The sequence below is a fragment of the Stenotrophomonas sp. STEN063 genome (assembly GCF_056854515.1).
Genome location: NZ_JBXFWF010000057.1, coordinates 1 through 16,962 on the forward strand (window position 1 = coordinate 1; position 16,962 = coordinate 16,962).

The following is a 16,962-nucleotide window of genomic DNA, read 5'->3' on the forward strand; positions in this document are numbered from 1 at the left end:
CGGGTCGCCACACCCCCCCCCAAACCCCCCAACCCGGGGGCCCCGCGGGGGCGCCCAACCCCACCCCCCACCCCCACCCCGGTTTTGCCGTTATCCCCGAAACCGCTCAAGAACCCCAGCCGGATAATCCTGCTGAAACGGCAAATCCTTGCGGTGCGCATAACCGATATAGCAATCACAACGCTGGTTCGGGCAGCCGCGCGGTCTCAGCTGGGCCGCAAAGCTGCCGTCGTATAGATTCCCCAGCGGCTCTGCGACGAAGTGGCAGCGTTTGACGTTGCCATCGCCATCCACCGACACAACGTTCTCGCCGGTGAAGCAGGGTGCGCCGAGGCTTGCCGAGGGTTCGAGGTTGAACAGGAAGTGCGGGTCCACGCGCTGCAACTGTTGGATCTCGTCATCGCTGTAGTAACCGGCAGGGCGCTCGTCGTAGGCGTTGATCCACATCGGCACTTCGTCTGGCAGCTCCTCGCGCAGCAGCTGGATCTCTTCCAGATGCTCACGCATCGCCACCATGCCAACCGTGTAACGCACGCCACGCCGTGCCAGTTCATTGCAGCGGGCGAGGAAAGCGGCGCGGGTCACTTGCCCCGGGTGGTAGGTGCACCACAGTGCGAAGCTGTCGAGGTTGACGTCATCCAGCCAGCGCGTGCCGATGCACAGGTTGGTCTGTATGACCACACGGCGGACGTGCGGCATATGGCTCAGCTGCACCATCGCATCGCGGTAGTGGCGGCGCACTAGCCCCTCGCCCCACGGCGTGAACAGCACCGACAGTTCCATCGTCTGCCGCTCCGCCCAATCGACGAAGCGCGCAAGGTCTTCGGCGTCGCGGCGCAGGGCGGCGCGGGTGTCGTAGGTCTTGGCGAAGGGGCAGTACGGGCAGTCGTAGTTGCAACTGCTCAGCCGCCCGCGATAGAGGATGGAAAGATGCATGCGCCGCTCAATCCAATTGGTAGTCGCGCATGCGCTCGGCCACGCCAGCGGAGATCAGCCACGGGCCGATGGTGTCGGCGCGGGCAAGACCAGTGTCGTTCAAGGCGACCAGTGCATTCTCGCGCGTGGCCAGTCCTTGTTCGAACAGCTCATCCAGCTGCGGCAGGTCGTCGAAGCACTCCGTGCCGAAGCGCTCACGGTATTGCGCAAGATCCAACCCCGGCTGCGCCAGCAGCGACTGGATCACGAAGCGGCGACGGCGCTCGTCCTCATCAAGCTGCACGCCGTAGTCGATGTGGGCGAAGGAGGCCTCATCGCGTTCCAGGTAGTGCGCAAGAATATCCGCCACCGAGCGGCGGCTGACGCCGTATTCGCTGGAGTAGTGCAGGCCGCTGGTATACGAGCGGGCGCCACAGCCGATGCCGACCATGCCGTCGCTCTGGCAGCAGTACGCCGGCCCGCCGGAGTCCGGTGCGTTCGCCGCGCGGAACATGCGCATCGAGACCTGCTCATAGCCCGCGGCAAGCAGACGCTCGCGGCCGGCTTCATACAGTGCCAGGCGGTTGTCCACCGACTCGGGATGAATGACGAAGGAGCGCTTGCCGCCTTCCTTCGCACCGATGCGGTCCAGCCCGGTATGTGGGCGCACGTACAGCGGATAGAGGTAGAGCTCTTCCGGCTGGAAGGCGAGGGCGCTGTCGATCGAGGTCAGGAAGCTGGCCACGGTCTGCCCGGCAATGCCGTAGATCAGGTCCAGGTTGAGCGTTGGAATGCCGGCCGCACGAATCTGCGCGATGGCTTCCTCGACCACCGCGCGTTGCTGCGGGCGCACCAGCGAGCGCACTTCCGCATCGCTGAAGCTCTGGATGCCCATGCTGACGCGGTCGATGCCGGCGTCGCGGCAGATCTTCATCTTCGCCGCGTCCACGGTTTCCGGCGACACCTCGATGCCGGCAGGAATCGAATGCAGGTCGATGTTGGCGTGGCGCTGCACGAAGTCGAACAGCCGCTGCAGTTGCGGCGCACCCAGATAGGTAGGCGTGCCGCCGCCCAGCGCGAAGCGCACGAAGCGGTGTTCGCCCAAGGCGTCGGCCGTCACCCGCAACTGCTTCTCCATCTGCGCCAGATAGGCTTCCACCTGCGCCGGTGCCGGCCGCGCCATTGCGAACAGATTGCAGAAGCCGCAACGGTAGCTGCAGAACGGCACGTGCAGGTACAGGAACAATGCATCACGCGGCTCGCTCGCCCAGGCATCGGCAAGCAGCGGTGGCTGCGTGATCGGCCGATACGCGGACTTGTGCGGGTAGGAGTAGGAATAGGCCTGGTAGGGCTCGAGCCGCAGCAGCTCTGACAAACGATGGGCGGTCATGGGCTCAACACAAAATGCGCATAGGGGACGTTCATCACCGTCTCGTGGGCGAGGCGGTGGCCGTGGAAGCCATCCTCGCCGTAAGCGGTGCCATGGTCGGAACAGAGGATCACGAAGGCCGGCCCACGCGCACGCAAGGCCGCGAACAATGCCGCCAACTCGCCATCAACGTAGCGCAGCGCGGCACAGTGGCTGTCCAGTCCATCCGCGTCGCAGCCGGGCAGGTAATGCCGGTTCGGCTGGTGGATGGCCGAGACATTGATGAAGAGGAAGCAGCGTTGGTCGCCCGCGGCCTGCAGACGCTCGCAAGCCAGTGCCACCTGGCGTTCGGTGGAATCGACCGCGGTCACGCCGAGCTCGGGCTGCCAGTGGCTTTCCTCGAACAGGCCCGGCAGTTGCGAGCCCAGCGCATTGCGACGGTTGAAGAAGCCGACACCGCCAATGCAGATGCTGCGGTAGCCCTGGTCACGGAAGCCACCGACGATATCGGCACGGCCGGAGAACACGAAAGTCTCCGGCACGATGGTCTCGCTGCCTTCAAACTCCAGTGCGAACAGGCGCGGATGCGGGCCGGGTCGTGCAGGCGTGGGCAGGAAGCCGGCAAAGAACGCCGAGTGCGCCGCATAGGTGAAGCTGCCCGGCGTATGCCGCAGCTCCCAACCATCGGCAGGCAGGTGCGGCGCAAGCACCGGCAGCTCGCCGCGCTCGAAGCAGCGCTGGGCCGCATCGAAGCGCAAGGCGTCCAGGGTGATCATCACCACGTCATGGCTGCCAACGATGCGGTGCATGTCGGGCAAGCGGGTCTCAAGCATGGGCGTACTCGTTGATGGCAGAACGCGCAGGCGCCAACAGCGCCTGGTCTTCGTAGGTGGTGCGCCCGTCATGGCGCAGGTCCAGCAGCAAGTCGCCGAAGCCATTGGCTTCCAGCACCCAGCTGCGCGTGCCGCGCACGATCAGGTCGAAGCCGATCATGCGGCTGGCGGGGAATGCAGCGGCGGCCTTCGCCGTGGCAGCTTGCAGATGGGTGATGGCATCGGCATCCAACAGCGCGTCCAGCTGCGTGCGCGCATTGCCCAGGTGCAGGTTGGTCAGCGCGCCCGCGCTCATCCGCGCCACCCGCTGCCGTGGCTGCCCATCCAGCGCGACCACGCGCACGTCATAGCGACGGCCATCGCTGCCCGGCACGGTGGGCTTCGGAATCCAGCGTTCGATGTAGGCGCCTTGCTCGGCCAGCAGGTCCACCAACCGTGCGATATCGTCGTGCCGGTCGTAACGACGCTGCCGTAGCGAATTGAACACCCGCCAGCGGCCGTCCTGCTCCACCAGTTCCGCCGAGCCATAGGCGACCTCGCGGCCATCGCGGTTGCGCGCGTAAGCCAGCACGCCCGCGCCGGACGAACCGTAGCGAGCCTTGATGAAGACACGCTCGCAGGCCGCATCGCGCAGCCGCGCGCATAGATCCTCGTAGCCGCTGATCGCCCCGAACAAGGGCGGCACCGCCACGCCCGCATCGGCCAGCAGGTGCTGGCAGCGGAGCTTGTCCGACATGCAGGCCAGATCGGCCGGTGCATTGAGGTAATGCGGCCCCGTCGGAAGCGACGCCAGCACATCGGCAAAGCCGGCATACCAGAACTGCTGATGTACCAGCTCACCATGCGCGGCAGGCAAGGGCGCATCGCCGGCAGCGCCAGACAACTCCCAGCCATGCAGCACCAAGGCCTGATGCAGCGCAGGCGCTTCGCCGGGTGACTCCAGCTTGACGATGGCACCGGGCGCCTGCGCGAGTGCCTCAAGCAGCCGCGCGGGCTCGGCGAGCAGGGTTTCGTAATCGAACACATGCGCGGCAGGCGCGCCCTGATCGTGCAGGGCACGCTGCAGCCACCCGATACGGCGGCTGCCGCGCGGGCCGATCAACAGCCAATTGGCCATCTTCGCCTTACTCGGACACCGCCACGTAGCGGTCGCCGTCGTCTTCTTCTTCCGGATCGTCCAGCACCACCGTGCACGGCAGCGCCTGCAGCTTCTGCTGCCAGACTGCGGAAATGTAGTGGTGACTCAGGTCGATGCGCTGCAGACTGCCCAGGTTCGGGCTCTCGCACAGCGCCTGTGCGCCGACGTCGCCAATCGTGCCCAGCGACAGGTCCAGCGTCTGCAGCGTGCCCAGCCACGGTTCGCCGGCCAGCCACACCGCGAGCTCGTCGCTGATCATGGCGTTGCGCAGGCCCAGGTACTGCAGGCGCTCCGGCCTGATCGCCAACAACAGGCGCTGGTAGACCGCCACATCGCCATCGAAGCCATAGCCGTCATCGCCAAGCCACAGCTCAAGATGGCGCAGGGCCGGCAGCGTGGAGTTGGCGATGGCGATGACGATCTCGTTCGGCAGGCCACCGCTCTCGATCGCCAGTTCCTGCAGCGACGCATGCGTGAAGGGCTGCAATTCAAGTTCGGAGGTACCACGGATACGCAGCGATTCCAGGCCCGGGAAGGCCTCCAGCAGCGGGTTGTAGGAGATCTGGTTGATCCACGACATCTCGCAGTCTTCGTAGGTCATGTCGCCCACGAACAGCGCCTTCAGGTTGCCCAGCTCGGCACGGCGCGCAATCAGCCCATCGATCAGGCCCTGCGGGCCATCACTGGAAGCCTCATCCCATGCACCGATGATCAGCACCTCAATCGACTTTGGATCAACCTGCTCGAAGAAATTGGCCAGCAGTTCCTCCTGGCTCTCGTCGCTGTCGTATTCCTGCATCAAGCGGTAAGCGACATCGCCGGCTACGGCCGAGCCACCCATCTTGAAGTCAACGACTTTCTTGCCACGATAAACCTGCGTGTATTCGCCAATGGTCACGGTACGTCCTTGCCGGAATGGGTGCCGTAGCATAACCGAGAGGACGCGAATGCTGGCAGCAATGCATCACGTTCGATGGAAGGCATGCAGCCTTAGCCATTCCGTAACCATGCTGTGCTAACGCAGCAAGCAAGCGCAAACAAGCAAGCAGAAGAACCAAGCGAAGCCAGCTCAGCCCCCTCCCTTGCGCGCAGCGCAGGGGAGGGCTGGGGAGGGGTGCTCTTCGCAGCAAGCCAGCAGCGCAAACATTCCCAGCTTCGCGGCTCACGCCGCTCCTACAAAAGCGCGCCAACCACGCAGCGGCTACAAGCGAAGCCAGCTCCAACCCCCTCCCTTGCGCGCAGCGCAGGGGAGGGTTGGGGAGGGGTGCTCTACGCAGTAACCCAGCAGATCAAGCACCCCAGCTTCGCAGGTAACGCAGCTCCCACAAAACCAAGCAACCAGCTTCAGAACTACAACGAACTACAAACAGCCACATAATTCCCCTGGCTGATATTCAAATACCTAACCCCGTTGTAGTACTTGTACCCAACCCCCATCACCCGATGCCCACTCTCGGTAGGGAACACCACAAACTCATACTCATCCCCAAACAGCGGATCAGCAGGCGTGAAGCTCAGATTGACCTTGTCACCAAGATCATCATGCTTCCGCTTCCAGGTCATCTTCCCCTGCAAGTCCTCGCCCAGAAGCTTTACCTGCGCCCGCTGCGTCTTGGTGTCCCAGGAGATCAATTCCGGACCAATCGAATCACCCTCGATCTTGCAGATGGTCGTTTCGGCAGAAGCCGGCGCAGCAACGCCCAACAGAAGAAGGGCAGCCAGGTGAGATGGTTTGAATCGCATTGAGTAAGTCCAGTAGTTCGGGCCAGCGTTGCTCCGCAACGCCGTGCCGCGTTGTACCAGACGAAGGCGCCTGAACGCCATTGTCAGAACTGCTCAGCGTGCCCGATCAGTCAGGCTGACGCGCTCTGCACCGGCGACGTGCTCTCGTGCAATGACAGGCTTCTACATAAGTCCGCGAGCCTTAGCCTCTTTCACAATGTCCAGCATCACTCGAGGCGGGTGGACCTGCGCCAGGAATATCAGATGCTCGACTGCATTGACCTTTTGCAGGTGGTCTAAGCGGCATGGTCCGCCTAAAGCCAGCGCAGGAACAAAGCCAAACATCTCGTCCGGACCTGGGCGGCCGAGCAGCTTTACGGCGCGCTCAAAGAGTGGCTTGTCGCCGTCGTCTTCCATATCGAACGCTTCCTTTTCACACACGATCAACCAGGTTTGAAGCAACAGATCGGCTTCACCTCGTGCCATGTCAGCAGACTTGTCTGAAGGGAAGATCATTGAGTATGGCGCATTGATACGTAGGCTAGGGCCAGTGCGCTCGCCCCAAGCGTACAAATTGCCAAATGCTCCCCGGGCGAAAACGTGATACCGATCTTTACCGTAGAAATCGGTCGCGTATATCCATGCATTGAAAACATCAGCGTATTCGCGTGGGTCGACCAACCACAGCAATCCGTTGCCAAAGCCAGCCCAGCCCATTGCCTTCCAATAGGTCAGCAGTGCGTCCGGCAATTTGCCGCGGTAGGCTTCCACAATGGATTCGGGTACGGGTGTGCTGTCGATCTGTGGCCCAAAACCTTCGTGGTTATAGAAGTAGTCGAAGCTCTCATCCAATGAGATGCTCACTTTCTAGGTCTTCCTTTGGTGATGGCGATCGACTTGATGGTGCAATGCGATCTTCTTGGTCTGTTTAAGTGGTGCAGGTGCATTGGGGAATTTATTGGTAGTTTGATCGAACTGTTGTATCCGTTGCACTTCGTTGTTCTTTTTCTGGCTCCACTGCCTGCCAATGGTCGCGAGCTCGATCAGTTCGGCGGATGCGCTATGCACCGCCGACCTCCTCGCATGTTCGTGCCTGCTCTATACAAGTCCGCGAGATGTTGCCTCTTTCACGATGTCCAGCATCACTCGAGGCGGGTGGACCTGCGCAAGGAACATCAAGTGTTCGACTGCTTTTACCCGTTGCAGGTGGTCCAAGCGGCATGGTCCGCCTAGGGCCAGCGCAGGAACAAAGCCAAACATCTCGTCCGCGCTGGGACGGCCGAGCAGCTTCGCCGCGCGATCAAAGAGCGGCTGATTGCCATCGTCCTCTTTGTCGAACGTATTCTTTTTGCACACGATAAACCAGGTTTGTAGCAATAGATCAGACTCGCCGCTTGCCATGTCGGCTGACTTGTCGGAAGGGAAAATCATCGAGTACGGTGCATTGATACGCAGGCTTGGACCAGTGCGCTCGCCCCAAATGTGCAGGTCACCAAACGCCCCCCGGGCGAAGACGTGATACCGATCTTTGCTGTAAAAATCGGTGGCATGTATCCATGCTTTGAGAACGTCAGCGTATTCGCGCGGGTCTACCAACCAGAGCAATCCATTGCCAAAGCCACACCAGCCCATCGCCTTCCAGTAGGTCAGTAGTGCATCAGGCAACTTGCCGCGATAAGCCTCCACAATGGATTCGGGTACTGGCGTACTGTCGATCTGCGGTCCAAATCCCTTGTGGTTATAGAAGTAGTCGAACCTGTCATCTAGCATCTGGCTCATTATTTGCAGCGCTCCATTTTTCCGTTCATCTTACTGCTAGCCCTTTCTGCGTGAGGGACTTCGTTAGCAGCCTGGTCAAGCTGTCTTATCCGTGACACTTCGCCTTTCTTTCTCTGGTTCCACTGCCTGCCAATGGTGGTGTTGACTTCACCGTCTCCAAAGTCTGCAATTATGTCCTTTCCACCAGCGACCATATCGGGATTGTGCAAGGCATTGAGGGCCTTCATGGCTTCTTCGGTCTCTACTTCGGCCAGTCGTTCCGCTTCAATCGGTGGAATTCCTTGAGACACATAGAGCTTGGATTTTTTCGTGGTTAGATCGTTGGCGAATTCTCTCCGAGCTTCTCTCGCTACCGCTCTATCCCTGTTATTGGGGTCAAATGCAGCCCGCCCATCCAGATACTCCTGCACGGTCATATCGTTCAAGCCTTGCTGCTGCCCCTGCAACTGCCTATCCATTTCAGGGTACTTGTCCGCAGGTAGCTTCTGCGTGCTGAAGCACGGAAGCTTCTTCTCTGGCATTCGCTTGGGCGTCACTACTGTGACTACTTCATGCTTTGTGTCGGGCTGACGATTGCTGTCGGCCTGTCGCCGTTTGCGAGCGCGTAGCGCCTTGGTCAGCGCCTTGAAAGCATCCTCAAGTTTCTCCAGCAGCATGAACAGCTTCTGGCCGACGCGGGCGGCCATCGTGCCCGCCTTCGCTGCGGCATAGCCTATTCCGCCGGCACCACCTGCTTCGATGGTGACGGCTGCAAGCACCACCGAAACCAACACGTCAATGGCAATCTGGCTGCCAAACCGGGATTTGAGGTTTTCGGCCTCATCCGGCGGGATGGCTGCCCACCAGTCCTCGGCGAACTGGGGCAGCATGCTGACGATTGCAGGGTCATCGATCAGCAGGTTGAACATCTCCTTCAGTTCACTTGCCGCCGCCATGACCTGCTTGCCTTTGGCGCGGTAGTCGGCGATCTTGCGATCCAAACCGGCCCGGTCCCCGGTCAGCAACAGCATCTTCCACTCACGTAGCTCGGTGTCGGTCTTATAGTAGAGAACCGCCAGCTGCCAGACAGTCTCGGCTGTCCCGCTTAAGTAGTCCCAACCGCCTAGAACTGCGCCGAGACCTTGATTGCCAAGTTTCAGCGCGCCGCGCGTGAAGTATCCGGAATCGTTCCACTGCTCCCACTCAGCTGCGAAATCCGTTCTTGTCTGTGCAACGATTGCATCCAGCGCCTGCTTGATCTGCTCCCTTGCGCCGAGGATGTCAGCGTCGTCGCTGTCATCCAGATCGTGCTGGTAGAGCACCTGGATGGGACCGACAGAGACATTGCCCAACACGGCCTTGCCGGCATCGTCCAAGTTGCCTGAGCGAATGCTGTCGTCGGCCAGCATCACCCGATAGCTCGCACCGCGTACCGGTGTCTGGTCCAGATCGTTGTAGTGGTAGTGCAGGGTCAGGTCTTCGGCCTGTGGAGCCGACGCCTGGGCAAAGCTCTTGCTTGCTGATGTAGGCGTCGCCCGCAGAACGCTGGCTGCCGCAAGTGGCAGTGGACCCGCCGCGCTTGCCGAGGAGACCCCTTGGTCCACGAAAACCAGATTCTGCTTCCCAGCCAACAGGCGGCAGCCGCAAGCAAGGCTATCGCCTTGGCGTGCCACTGGCTGACCATCAATGACGATGCTTGCGTCACCGGTGATGATCGGAAAGACGCCCTTGTACAGGGTGGGGCAGGTGGCTTTGTCACCGATGCGTGCGACCGGCTTGCCTTCAATATCCGTTGCAGTCGAGCCGGTAATTACCCTGCCGCCGCTTGTGGTGGCATCGCCCACCACAATCCATGTTCTTGCCATCCATCGGTCCTCCTTGGACGTCAGGTAGCAAGTCTAAAGGCGGTGGGATGGGTTCAATTTTCTTTCCAGACGATTCCTATCTGTCGAGCGGGAAGGCACACGTTGCGGGGTATTCGACAACGAAGCACCGCACGTTGGTTCGTCTGGTGTTGCTGACCATCAACCAACCAGATACGCATCCGTAGCAACAACCCGCCCATACCCAAACTCAAACGACGCCATCATCGCCGCATGCACCTGCACAGCTGGCGCCACAACGCCGTTGAACTCCAGGTCACGGGTAGCGCAGGCGTCATGCAGCACGGTGACCGCATAGCCCATGTCGGCGGACGCACGCACCACCGCATCCACGCACATATGGCTCATCGCACCAACCACCACCACGTCCTCGATACCGCGCGCCTCAAGCTGCTGCTTCAGATCGGTATCGCGGAACGAATTGACGTGGTTCTTGACGATCACCGGCTCATCGCCGATCGGCGCGACAGCGGCCATGATCCGCACCCCATCCGAGCCCGGCACGAAGATCGGCGCATCACTGCTGGCGGACTCATGGCGGACATGCAGCACCGGCACGCCCTTGGCCCGCGCATCGGCAATCACGCGCACCGCATTGGCGGTGGCGGCATCAATGCCCACCAAGGGCAGCTTGCCGCTGGCAAGGTATTCATTCTGAAGATCGACGACGATAATGGCGCGCTTGCTCATGTATGGCTCCCTGATGGGTGGTTGAAGGGTGTGGGCGAAGTCTCCGCGACCGGCCTGCCACCACGAAGAGGCGCTACCGACATTCTTGAGGGCTGTACCGACAGATGCGCACCGACGATCACATCCAAGTGGGAATCCTGCTGTATCCCGGCGCCCAGCTGGCGGCGGTGCTCGGCCTGACCGACCTGTTCGCCCTGGCCGGCAGGCTCGCCGGTGAACGCGCAGCACCCGCCGCCCCCGAACTGCAGGTCACGCATTGGCGCATCGAAGCGCCTGGCCAAGCGCCGCAAGCCGTCTACAGCTCAAGCCAGCCGCCAAGCGGCACGCCGCAGGTAATGATCCTGCCGCCCAGCATGCAGCCGCCGATTTCCACCGAAGCCGCCGCGCCCTACCTGGGCTGGCTGCGCGCATTGCACGACGACGGCACCACGCTCGCATCGGTCTGCGCCGGCGCATTCCTGCTAGCCGAAACCGGGCGCCTGGCCGGCCGCACCATCACCACCAACTGGCACTACGCCGAACTGCTGGCCGCACGCTTTCCGGATGTCACGCTGGACGTAGACCAGATGCTCATCGACGGCGGCGACATCTTCAGCGCAGGCGGCGCCATGGCCTGGACCGACCTCGGCCTGCGGCTGGTAGACCGCTACCTCGGCGCCGCAGTGATGCTGGATGTCGCGCGCACGCTGTTGATCGATCCACCCGGCCGCCAGCAGCGCTACTACAGCAGTTTCTCGCCACGCATGACGCACGGCGACGCCGCAGTGCTGGCTGTGCAGCAGTGGCTGCACGACACCCATGCCAAACAGGTCGCATCCGCCGAACTCGCACAACGCGCAGGGCTGGAAGAGCGCACCTTCCTGCGCCGCTTCCAGAAAGCCACCGGCATGACCGCCACCGAATACTGCCAACGCGTACGCGTGGCGCGTGCACGAGAAATGCTGCAGACCAGTAACGTGCCGCTGGAGCGGATAGCCTGGGACGTGGGTTACAGCGACCCTGGTTCGTTCCGGAAGCTGTTCAGTCGGATTGTGGGGTTGTCGCCGGGGGAGTATCGGAGGCGGTTTGGTGGGCGGTGATTGAGCAGTGGTGAGCAGAAAAAGCAGCTCTATTCTTGATGCTCTTGGCAGTAGCCTTCTTGTGCGCCTCCGCCAGCTTTCGGACAGAAGCGGACACGGGAACCCCTGAGTTAAGTTACGTCGCGAAGCATCATCGGCCTGAACGACTTGTTAGGGCTCAATTTCCTCTCCCTTTGCTGGATAAGATTTTCCTATAGAGCGGAAGTAGATGATTGGGTAAGTCGTCAGATTGTGCGACGCGATGGGACTCATTGATTACCGCAGTCATACGCTCAAGGTCGTAGTAGTTGCAGTAATCTGACTGGCTGACATTGTTCATCTCACCGAGCAGCCATTCAAATGCCCTTTCTTCGGGGTTATCGGTGTTCCTCCGGATGCACCAAGCCCAAAGATCAGCAGCTTGGATTTGAGGGAAATCATCGTCTTTGCAGAAAATCAATTCCTCAGGGAGTAGGGTAGACTCAACTGGATTAGCGTGCCGCATTAGCGCGGAGATGAAAGGTAACCACTTTCCTGCTCGTTGACCGAAGATCAGTTGTTCGTCGAAGTAAGCCTCAAACTTCTCCCTCCAGTCGCACTCCTCCCATAAATCAAAGCAAGTGCCAAGGACCAGGGTGTACAGACACCAGAAGTATGGCTCCGAACTTGGCTTTCCCAACTTTGACCAAGTGTTTGCGTGGGCGTCTAGATCGATTGCAGTCCAGATTGCAAACTCAACATGGCGATTTATTATTGCAGCCAGCTTTCTAAGGCGATCATCTCGTTGCTGTTTTGTGAACTTTTGGAACGCGCCTGTAAGCGTCGCTGCCTCCCTCATCTTGAATAAAGGAATCTTCGGCTGCTCGTTCAGGCATTCTCGCCATTCTGAGCAGAATCGTCTCCAGCGCTCTGAGTCGGAAACGAGTCCGGCGAGAACAAAGTGTTTACTGTGGCCTTTCCCGCCACTGTCGTCGACAAATAGTTGCGCTGGCATTTGCGGTGGACTGACTATGATAGTGGGTGTGAGCCCTAATGCCGCGTTGAACCGCTGCAGGCCGCTAGAGTATCAGGAAACACGATAACCTCTCCCTGCGGCCATTTGAACACGTAGTTGGAAGCGGCCTCATATGTACTTGTCGCCTTCGGCTTCACACATCTCAATACAGCGCTTGATCCAAGTGTCGTACCAGAGCCATGCGCCCTCGACCTCGACCCCGAAACCCTTGCCGGGATCCCTGGCGCTTTCTCGTTTCCACATGTTGGTATGGTCATGGTGGACCCTGAACTTCGGAAAGCCGGCCCTCCTAACCTCCGCTACCACGCTCGACGCGTTGAACTTAGGCCGCTCTACTTCCTTCTTGACCCAGTACTCCTTGTCGATGTTCTTCGCGAGCTCCGAGTTGGGATCGATGAATTCGACGACTCGGTCAGCCTGGCCGGGTCGGTTAACGAGTTTCTTCTTAAAGAGCAGGCGGTACGAGAACCGTGGGCTGTTGTACTCGTCGTGGGTGAGCGCCGCGTCGAACTCGGCTATGTATGCGCGCAGTCTCTCTGGGACCGATGCTTCCGGCTTCGGTCCGTTGAGTTGCTCGCCTGTAAGTTCGACGAACTGGATGCTGTACGTCAGATGGCTGTCGAGTCCGAAGCGCTTTCCGAACAGCTTCTTGATGTATTCGTTGTAATTCAATGCGCAAGCTTGATACCTACCGCTCAGGTAGCCATCTAGCGACCTAGTCATCTGATGTTCGATCTCGTGACGTAGCCTGATGAGGAACTTGAGGTTATTCGTAGCATCTTTGTCTATGGGGGATGCCCTGTCGTTTAGGCATCGCTCAAGTTCCCAGTATTTGAACGCCCCCGTCTTTGTTCGATCGAAGCTTCTGCGCTTGCCGGCTTTAATGAAGTACCGATACTCGACTGATTTGCGTCGGTAGTGCGCGTGGAGCATGTAAGTCCAAGCGATGATCATCAATACGATAAACGTCTCGGACTTAAAGGTAACGCCGGGATCGTTGAAGACACGGATCGCACAGAGCGCTGCCTCCCTAGACTTTGCCAACAACTCTAGTGAGAGCGATCCAATCGTGCGCTTTCGAGTAGCCATGACTGTTCTCTCGCATTTAACAGCCTAATCGCCGGATCCCTTGGTCCAGCTGTACGAATCACTCATGGCGCATCGCATAGCTGTCTGGTGATACCGCTTGATCTTACGGCTGCTGGATACTGCCAACAAGCCGACGACTAAACGGACTCACAGATGCCGTCCCTAAAGAAGCGACACGTGGGTTTGTCCTGACGGGGGAGGGGGCCATATCGAGCGAGCTAGACCCTCCCGTTCTGCGCTCGAGTAGCCCCCATAAGATGTCCACTTTGGGTCGCATGACGCCCTGCGACGAAGAGAGGAAAATGCCCCTGAATGCGGGCTGCGTACAAAAGCGAGGATGATTCACAATATCGTCTACACATAAATCCGCACTCGCTCGGGCCAATTTTAAGAGCAGACGACACTTCCACTGCATCAAAGTCTAGTGAAGAGCCAGTTCGGAGCTGTGGTCTCTTGTCAAGCTGATACTGCGGAATCTTTCGCCCAGAAAGGCCATCTTCTTTTCGAAAAGGTTTGCAAGCTTCTCATCTGCCGTCGCGAAGAAAATCTGTCGTTGCCCACCTTCCGCGACGTCTGCGAGATAGTCAAGAAGGGCCAAAGAGTTCATATCGTCAATGTGAGCTACTGGGTCGTCAACAAGCATGATTGGCGGCCCAAGGCGAAGAGAGCTGTTCAATGTCAAAAATATGCTCAGGACTAATGCGGCCCTCTGACCTGTGCTTATTTGATTCATATTTACTGGACTCTCATCTGGTAGTCTCATCAACTCTCTCGAAGTCAAATTCGACAACCGAAGCTCATTTGGTACGTGGATTCTTTCAAAGATGGATTGAATTGACGATAGATTTGATCTCAGAAAATCTGACAGGCCGCGCTCTAGACTATGTTCGCTTCTTATGTGGTCGAGAACGTCGAATGCGCGTTTTAGGTTGTCGTGCTCTTTCTGAAGTTGTTCCCTATTTCTGACGAAGCTCTCAAGTTCTCTGGAAAGAAGCGTGACCTCGGTATTTCGCGACTGCGACGCCTGAATGTCTTCCGCTACAATCACAACTTGAGAGTATGCGAGGCGAGCGTCTTCAATAAATACTTTGAGCGACGGAAGCGCAACTTCTAAGGCGCTCCCAGGTAGGTCTAACAATGTACGCCTAAATTGTGTCAGCATATCTAGTTCAGATCGCAATACAGCTTCGGCCTCTGCAATATCTGACTTCCCACTTTCTGATAATGCATGACGCGCGGATCTCGCGACGGCATCCACTAGCGCTCTGCGCTCAATCTCCAGAAGATCACTAGCCGCCTTTCTGCGAGCTGCCACTTCATCTTCTGATCTCGTGATGAGCGGATCAGGGTGTGGCAACTTGTTGAAGTCAGGCGAAATCTCGCTGGCACATCGGCTGATTAAGCCCAATAGCTCCTGCATGCCAAAGCCTTCCGCTGATTTGATTTCGATTTGTACCTGAAGGTCTCGTCTCTCGCTTTCAAGGAGCGCACGTTGACCATCCATGTCCAGGGAAACGCTAAACATTTGCTCAAGTGTCGCCTGTGCCAGCGCTGGGTATGAATGCAAAATGCTATCCGCTACACCTTTGACGCCACGAAGTACATTCAGCTCTCCGGACAACGAGCCTTTTTCCAGCAATAGTTGGGCATAGTTCTCGCTTTGGAAGTCGCTTATCGAATTCTCAATCTGACTAAGAAGCTCCCTGGTCGGTATTGCCCTAAGACATAGTGGGCAATCATCAGTCGGATGTAGCTTGAGCAACTGCTGACCCGCCGCTCGCAACTGAGCAAGGAGTAACTGCCTCTCCTCAAATGCAGACTGGGCCCTATCTATCGCCACCCCAGTAGCCGATAGTTTTTCGGCCAATATGTCTATGCGACGAGTAGATATCTCTGAAATATCCACTAGTGAAGATGTGACTTGCAGCTCTTGATCGCTGCAGTTAACAACTTCGTCTTGCAGCCTCAGAATCGTTCCATGGTCGGGATACGGCTCGACAACCCTCCTGTTGAGGCTTTCCATGCAACCCATGAGTTCAGGGAAACCAGCTGTCCGATATGCCCGCAGTCGATCAACTGCGCGTGCAAGGGACTCAATATTCTTTAACGCACCTTCCATTTCGGCGGCCCGCGATTGAATATCCCGTGCAGTAGCGGCGTTTTTTCGCATTGTCGATAGCGCGAGTTCAATGCGCGCAATTCTAGATTCGAGAGCATCCAAAGTTGGTGGAACTTCCTTGGGCGCATTATCGATCGCGATACGCAACAAAGAGATGCGTTGGAATCCATCGGGCCTTGAGAGGTGGTCCTTGGGATCAGGCCAGCCTAGCTGACTGAGAAGGTCGGCCGCTCGTGTCAGTCGAGAGTCGACTTCGGGACTCACGGTATTGATAACACTGAGTCTACTTCGGCTACGCTCGATCGCTTGGTCAAGCTTCTCACAATCTCTCTTGATGCTCCCAAGCAGGGGCGCAATATCACCCGAGAACTGCTGAATCCGCTCCCACGTAAAGCTGGCATCTGGCCCTAGAGCAATCCTCGAGAGAATTGACGTCAAATCGTCAGGGCTCTGCTCTCGTGCGAAGTCTACCGGCGCATCTGCGTTAAGAAAATTATATCTCGCAAAGCCGTCAAACAGCCGATTCCCACGCTGGATACGTCGCCCGTACCACCTCATATCTCGTTGTTGGTAGTAACTAGGCTGCCTTTGTTGATAATTAATAGGCCGATCCGAGTTTGTAAAAAGCGCAGATGCGTTCAGCAGCTCTGATCCTTGCGATCGCGCTGTTCCGCCACACAAGAAGTGCTCAATTGCTTCTAGCAGCGAGGTCTTTCCGGAACCATTCACCCCGCGAATCAGATTCACTTCGCCGAAGGTGAAAGAGCCAGCCAGGCTGCGAAAGCCGAATTGCTGAATTTTTAGCTCGCGCAAGAAGGTCAAGGGCTGAGAGTCAACTACTTTACGCTGCTCTCTCGTTGGGGCCGAGACGACGCCCGCCTGAATGGCTCGAATTACTGCTTTTCGGGGTTGTTCAGAATCGATGGCTCCCAGCCCGGCATCGAACAAAGCGTTGTTCCAGTGGACCTGGAGTTGGTTGGCATTGATTGCCTGGCCAGGTTGCACATATGTTCTCCGACTCAGGAAGGACTGAAATTCGGATTCTGAGAGAACAAATTTTCTGGCATAGCTGGTATTTTTTTCAATGGCTGCTTTAAGCTCTCTTGATTCTTTGGCCCGCGCGGCGGACACGACGAACACGAGATAGTGATTCCATCGAGCGTCCTCATGAGACGAGAAGTAAGACGGGGCAATAAATTCACTCTGAATTCTCTCCACATCCAGTTCGGTTGGCATATCATTTGATGCTTTGACGAAAAACACACTTCGCAGCCTTCCGTCAAAATGGTGCTCGCAACGCGCCACCTCGCCCTCGAAATCGCAGTGATCGAACGTGTCTTCCAGTTTTGTCTTGAACTGAATTATATCCATGG

General features: G+C 58.3%; 14 protein-coding genes. 1 reads left to right on the top strand and 13 read right to left on the bottom strand.

The annotated features are described in order from the left end of the window. Nucleotides 1-90 precede the first annotated feature (90 nt). The 10 genes from AC1VWL_RS14535 to AC1VWL_RS14580 form a co-directional block, all read right to left on the bottom strand. Nucleotides 91-936, bottom strand: coding sequence for an STM4011 family radical SAM protein (locus AC1VWL_RS14535; RefSeq protein ID WP_482987169.1), 846 nt, complete (start codon nt 934-936; stop codon nt 91-93). A 7-nt stretch (nt 937-943) separates the two neighbouring features. Further along, nucleotides 944-2,305: an STM4012 family radical SAM protein gene (locus AC1VWL_RS14540; RefSeq protein WP_482987170.1), complete on the bottom strand. Its 1,362-nt coding sequence runs from the start codon at nt 2,303-2,305 to the stop codon at nt 944-946. Continuing rightward, nucleotides 2,302-3,117: an STM4013/SEN3800 family hydrolase gene (locus AC1VWL_RS14545; RefSeq protein WP_482987171.1), complete on the bottom strand. Its 816-nt coding sequence runs from the start codon at nt 3,115-3,117 to the stop codon at nt 2,302-2,304. Before AC1VWL_RS14545 ends, AC1VWL_RS14540 begins: the two co-directional genes overlap by 4 nt. Continuing rightward, nucleotides 3,110-4,219, bottom strand: coding sequence for an STM4014 family protein (locus AC1VWL_RS14550; RefSeq protein ID WP_482987192.1), 1,110 nt, complete (start codon nt 4,217-4,219; stop codon nt 3,110-3,112). The genes AC1VWL_RS14545 and AC1VWL_RS14550 overlap by 8 nt, the downstream gene beginning before the upstream one ends. Nucleotides 4,220-4,241: 22 nt before the next feature. Beyond that, nucleotides 4,242-5,153, bottom strand: a complete 912-nt coding sequence (locus AC1VWL_RS14555; RefSeq protein WP_482987172.1) for an STM4015 family protein — start codon at nt 5,151-5,153, stop codon at nt 4,242-4,244. 452 nt (nt 5,154-5,605) lie between these two features. Further along, on the bottom strand, nt 5,606-5,998 hold the full coding sequence (locus AC1VWL_RS14560) for a hypothetical protein (RefSeq protein WP_482987173.1): 393 nt from the start codon (nt 5,996-5,998) through the stop codon (nt 5,606-5,608). Between the two features lie 162 nt (nt 5,999-6,160). Further along, the gene (locus AC1VWL_RS14565) at nt 6,161-6,841 is read right to left on the bottom strand and encodes a GAD-like domain-containing protein (RefSeq protein ID WP_482987174.1); all 681 of its coding nucleotides are present in this window, start codon (nt 6,839-6,841) and stop codon (nt 6,161-6,163) included. A gap of 234 nt (nt 6,842-7,075) precedes the next feature. Then, complete coding sequence (locus tag AC1VWL_RS14570) at nt 7,076-7,756, bottom strand: GAD-like domain-containing protein (RefSeq protein ID WP_482987175.1); 681 nt, start codon at nt 7,754-7,756, stop codon at nt 7,076-7,078. Then, on the bottom strand, nt 7,756-9,600 hold the full coding sequence (locus AC1VWL_RS14575) for a PAAR domain-containing protein (protein ID WP_482987176.1): 1,845 nt from the start codon (nt 9,598-9,600) through the stop codon (nt 7,756-7,758). The genes AC1VWL_RS14570 and AC1VWL_RS14575 overlap by 1 nt, the downstream gene beginning before the upstream one ends. 159 nt (nt 9,601-9,759) lie before the next feature. Further along, nucleotides 9,760-10,308, bottom strand: a complete 549-nt coding sequence (locus AC1VWL_RS14580; RefSeq protein WP_482987177.1) for a cysteine hydrolase family protein — start codon at nt 10,306-10,308, stop codon at nt 9,760-9,762. A gap of 104 nt (nt 10,309-10,412) precedes the next feature. Between AC1VWL_RS14580 and AC1VWL_RS14585 the strand changes: the two genes are divergently transcribed. Then, on the top strand, nt 10,413-11,387 hold the full coding sequence (locus tag AC1VWL_RS14585; protein ID WP_482987178.1) for a GlxA family transcriptional regulator: 975 nt from the start codon (nt 10,413-10,415) through the stop codon (nt 11,385-11,387). Between the two features lie 157 nt (nt 11,388-11,544). On the opposite strand, the gene AC1VWL_RS14590 is transcribed toward AC1VWL_RS14585, so the two are convergent. The 3 genes from AC1VWL_RS14590 to AC1VWL_RS14600 all read right to left on the bottom strand — a co-directional run bounded on the left by AC1VWL_RS14590 (nt 11,545) and on the right by AC1VWL_RS14600 (nt 16,960). Further along, entirely contained in the window at nt 11,545-12,360 is an 816-nt protein-coding gene (locus AC1VWL_RS14590; protein ID WP_482987179.1) for a DUF3800 domain-containing protein, read from the bottom strand. Nucleotides 12,361-12,489: 129 nt separating this feature from the next. Then, nucleotides 12,490-13,470, bottom strand: coding sequence for a DUF3644 domain-containing protein (locus AC1VWL_RS14595; protein WP_482987180.1), 981 nt, complete (start codon nt 13,468-13,470; stop codon nt 12,490-12,492). A gap of 421 nt (nt 13,471-13,891) precedes the next feature. Next, on the bottom strand, nt 13,892-16,960 hold the full coding sequence (locus AC1VWL_RS14600) for an AAA family ATPase (protein WP_482987181.1): 3,069 nt from the start codon (nt 16,958-16,960) through the stop codon (nt 13,892-13,894). Nucleotides 16,961-16,962: the final 2 nt, after the last annotated feature.

Excerpts from the sequence above, each read along its gene's own strand:
- AC1VWL_RS14560 (WP_482987173.1), bottom strand. The coding sequence starts at position 5,998 with ATGCGATTCAAACCATCTCACCTGGCTGCCCTTCTTCTGTTGGGCGTT.
- AC1VWL_RS14595 (WP_482987180.1), bottom strand. The coding sequence starts at position 13,470 with ATGGCTACTCGAAAGCGCACGATTGGATCGCTCTCACTAGAGTTGTTG.
- AC1VWL_RS14570 (WP_482987175.1), bottom strand. The coding sequence starts at position 7,756 with ATGAGCCAGATGCTAGATGACAGGTTCGACTACTTCTATAACCACAAG.
- AC1VWL_RS14580 (WP_482987177.1), bottom strand. The coding sequence starts at position 10,308 with ATGAGCAAGCGCGCCATTATCGTCGTCGATCTTCAGAATGAATACCTT.
- AC1VWL_RS14590 (WP_482987179.1), bottom strand. The coding sequence starts at position 12,360 with ATGCCAGCGCAACTATTTGTCGACGACAGTGGCGGGAAAGGCCACAGT.
- AC1VWL_RS14545 (WP_482987171.1), bottom strand. The coding sequence starts at position 3,117 with ATGCTTGAGACCCGCTTGCCCGACATGCACCGCATCGTTGGCAGCCAT.
- AC1VWL_RS14535 (WP_482987169.1), bottom strand. The coding sequence starts at position 936 with ATGCATCTTTCCATCCTCTATCGCGGGCGGCTGAGCAGTTGCAACTAC.
- AC1VWL_RS14575 (WP_482987176.1), bottom strand. The coding sequence starts at position 9,600 with ATGGCAAGAACATGGATTGTGGTGGGCGATGCCACCACAAGCGGCGGC.
- AC1VWL_RS14600 (WP_482987181.1), bottom strand. The coding sequence starts at position 16,960 with ATGGATATAATTCAGTTCAAGACAAAACTGGAAGACACGTTCGATCAC.
- AC1VWL_RS14540 (WP_482987170.1), bottom strand. The coding sequence starts at position 2,305 with ATGACCGCCCATCGTTTGTCAGAGCTGCTGCGGCTCGAGCCCTACCAG.
- AC1VWL_RS14585 (WP_482987178.1), top strand. The coding sequence starts at position 10,413 with ATGCGCACCGACGATCACATCCAAGTGGGAATCCTGCTGTATCCCGGC.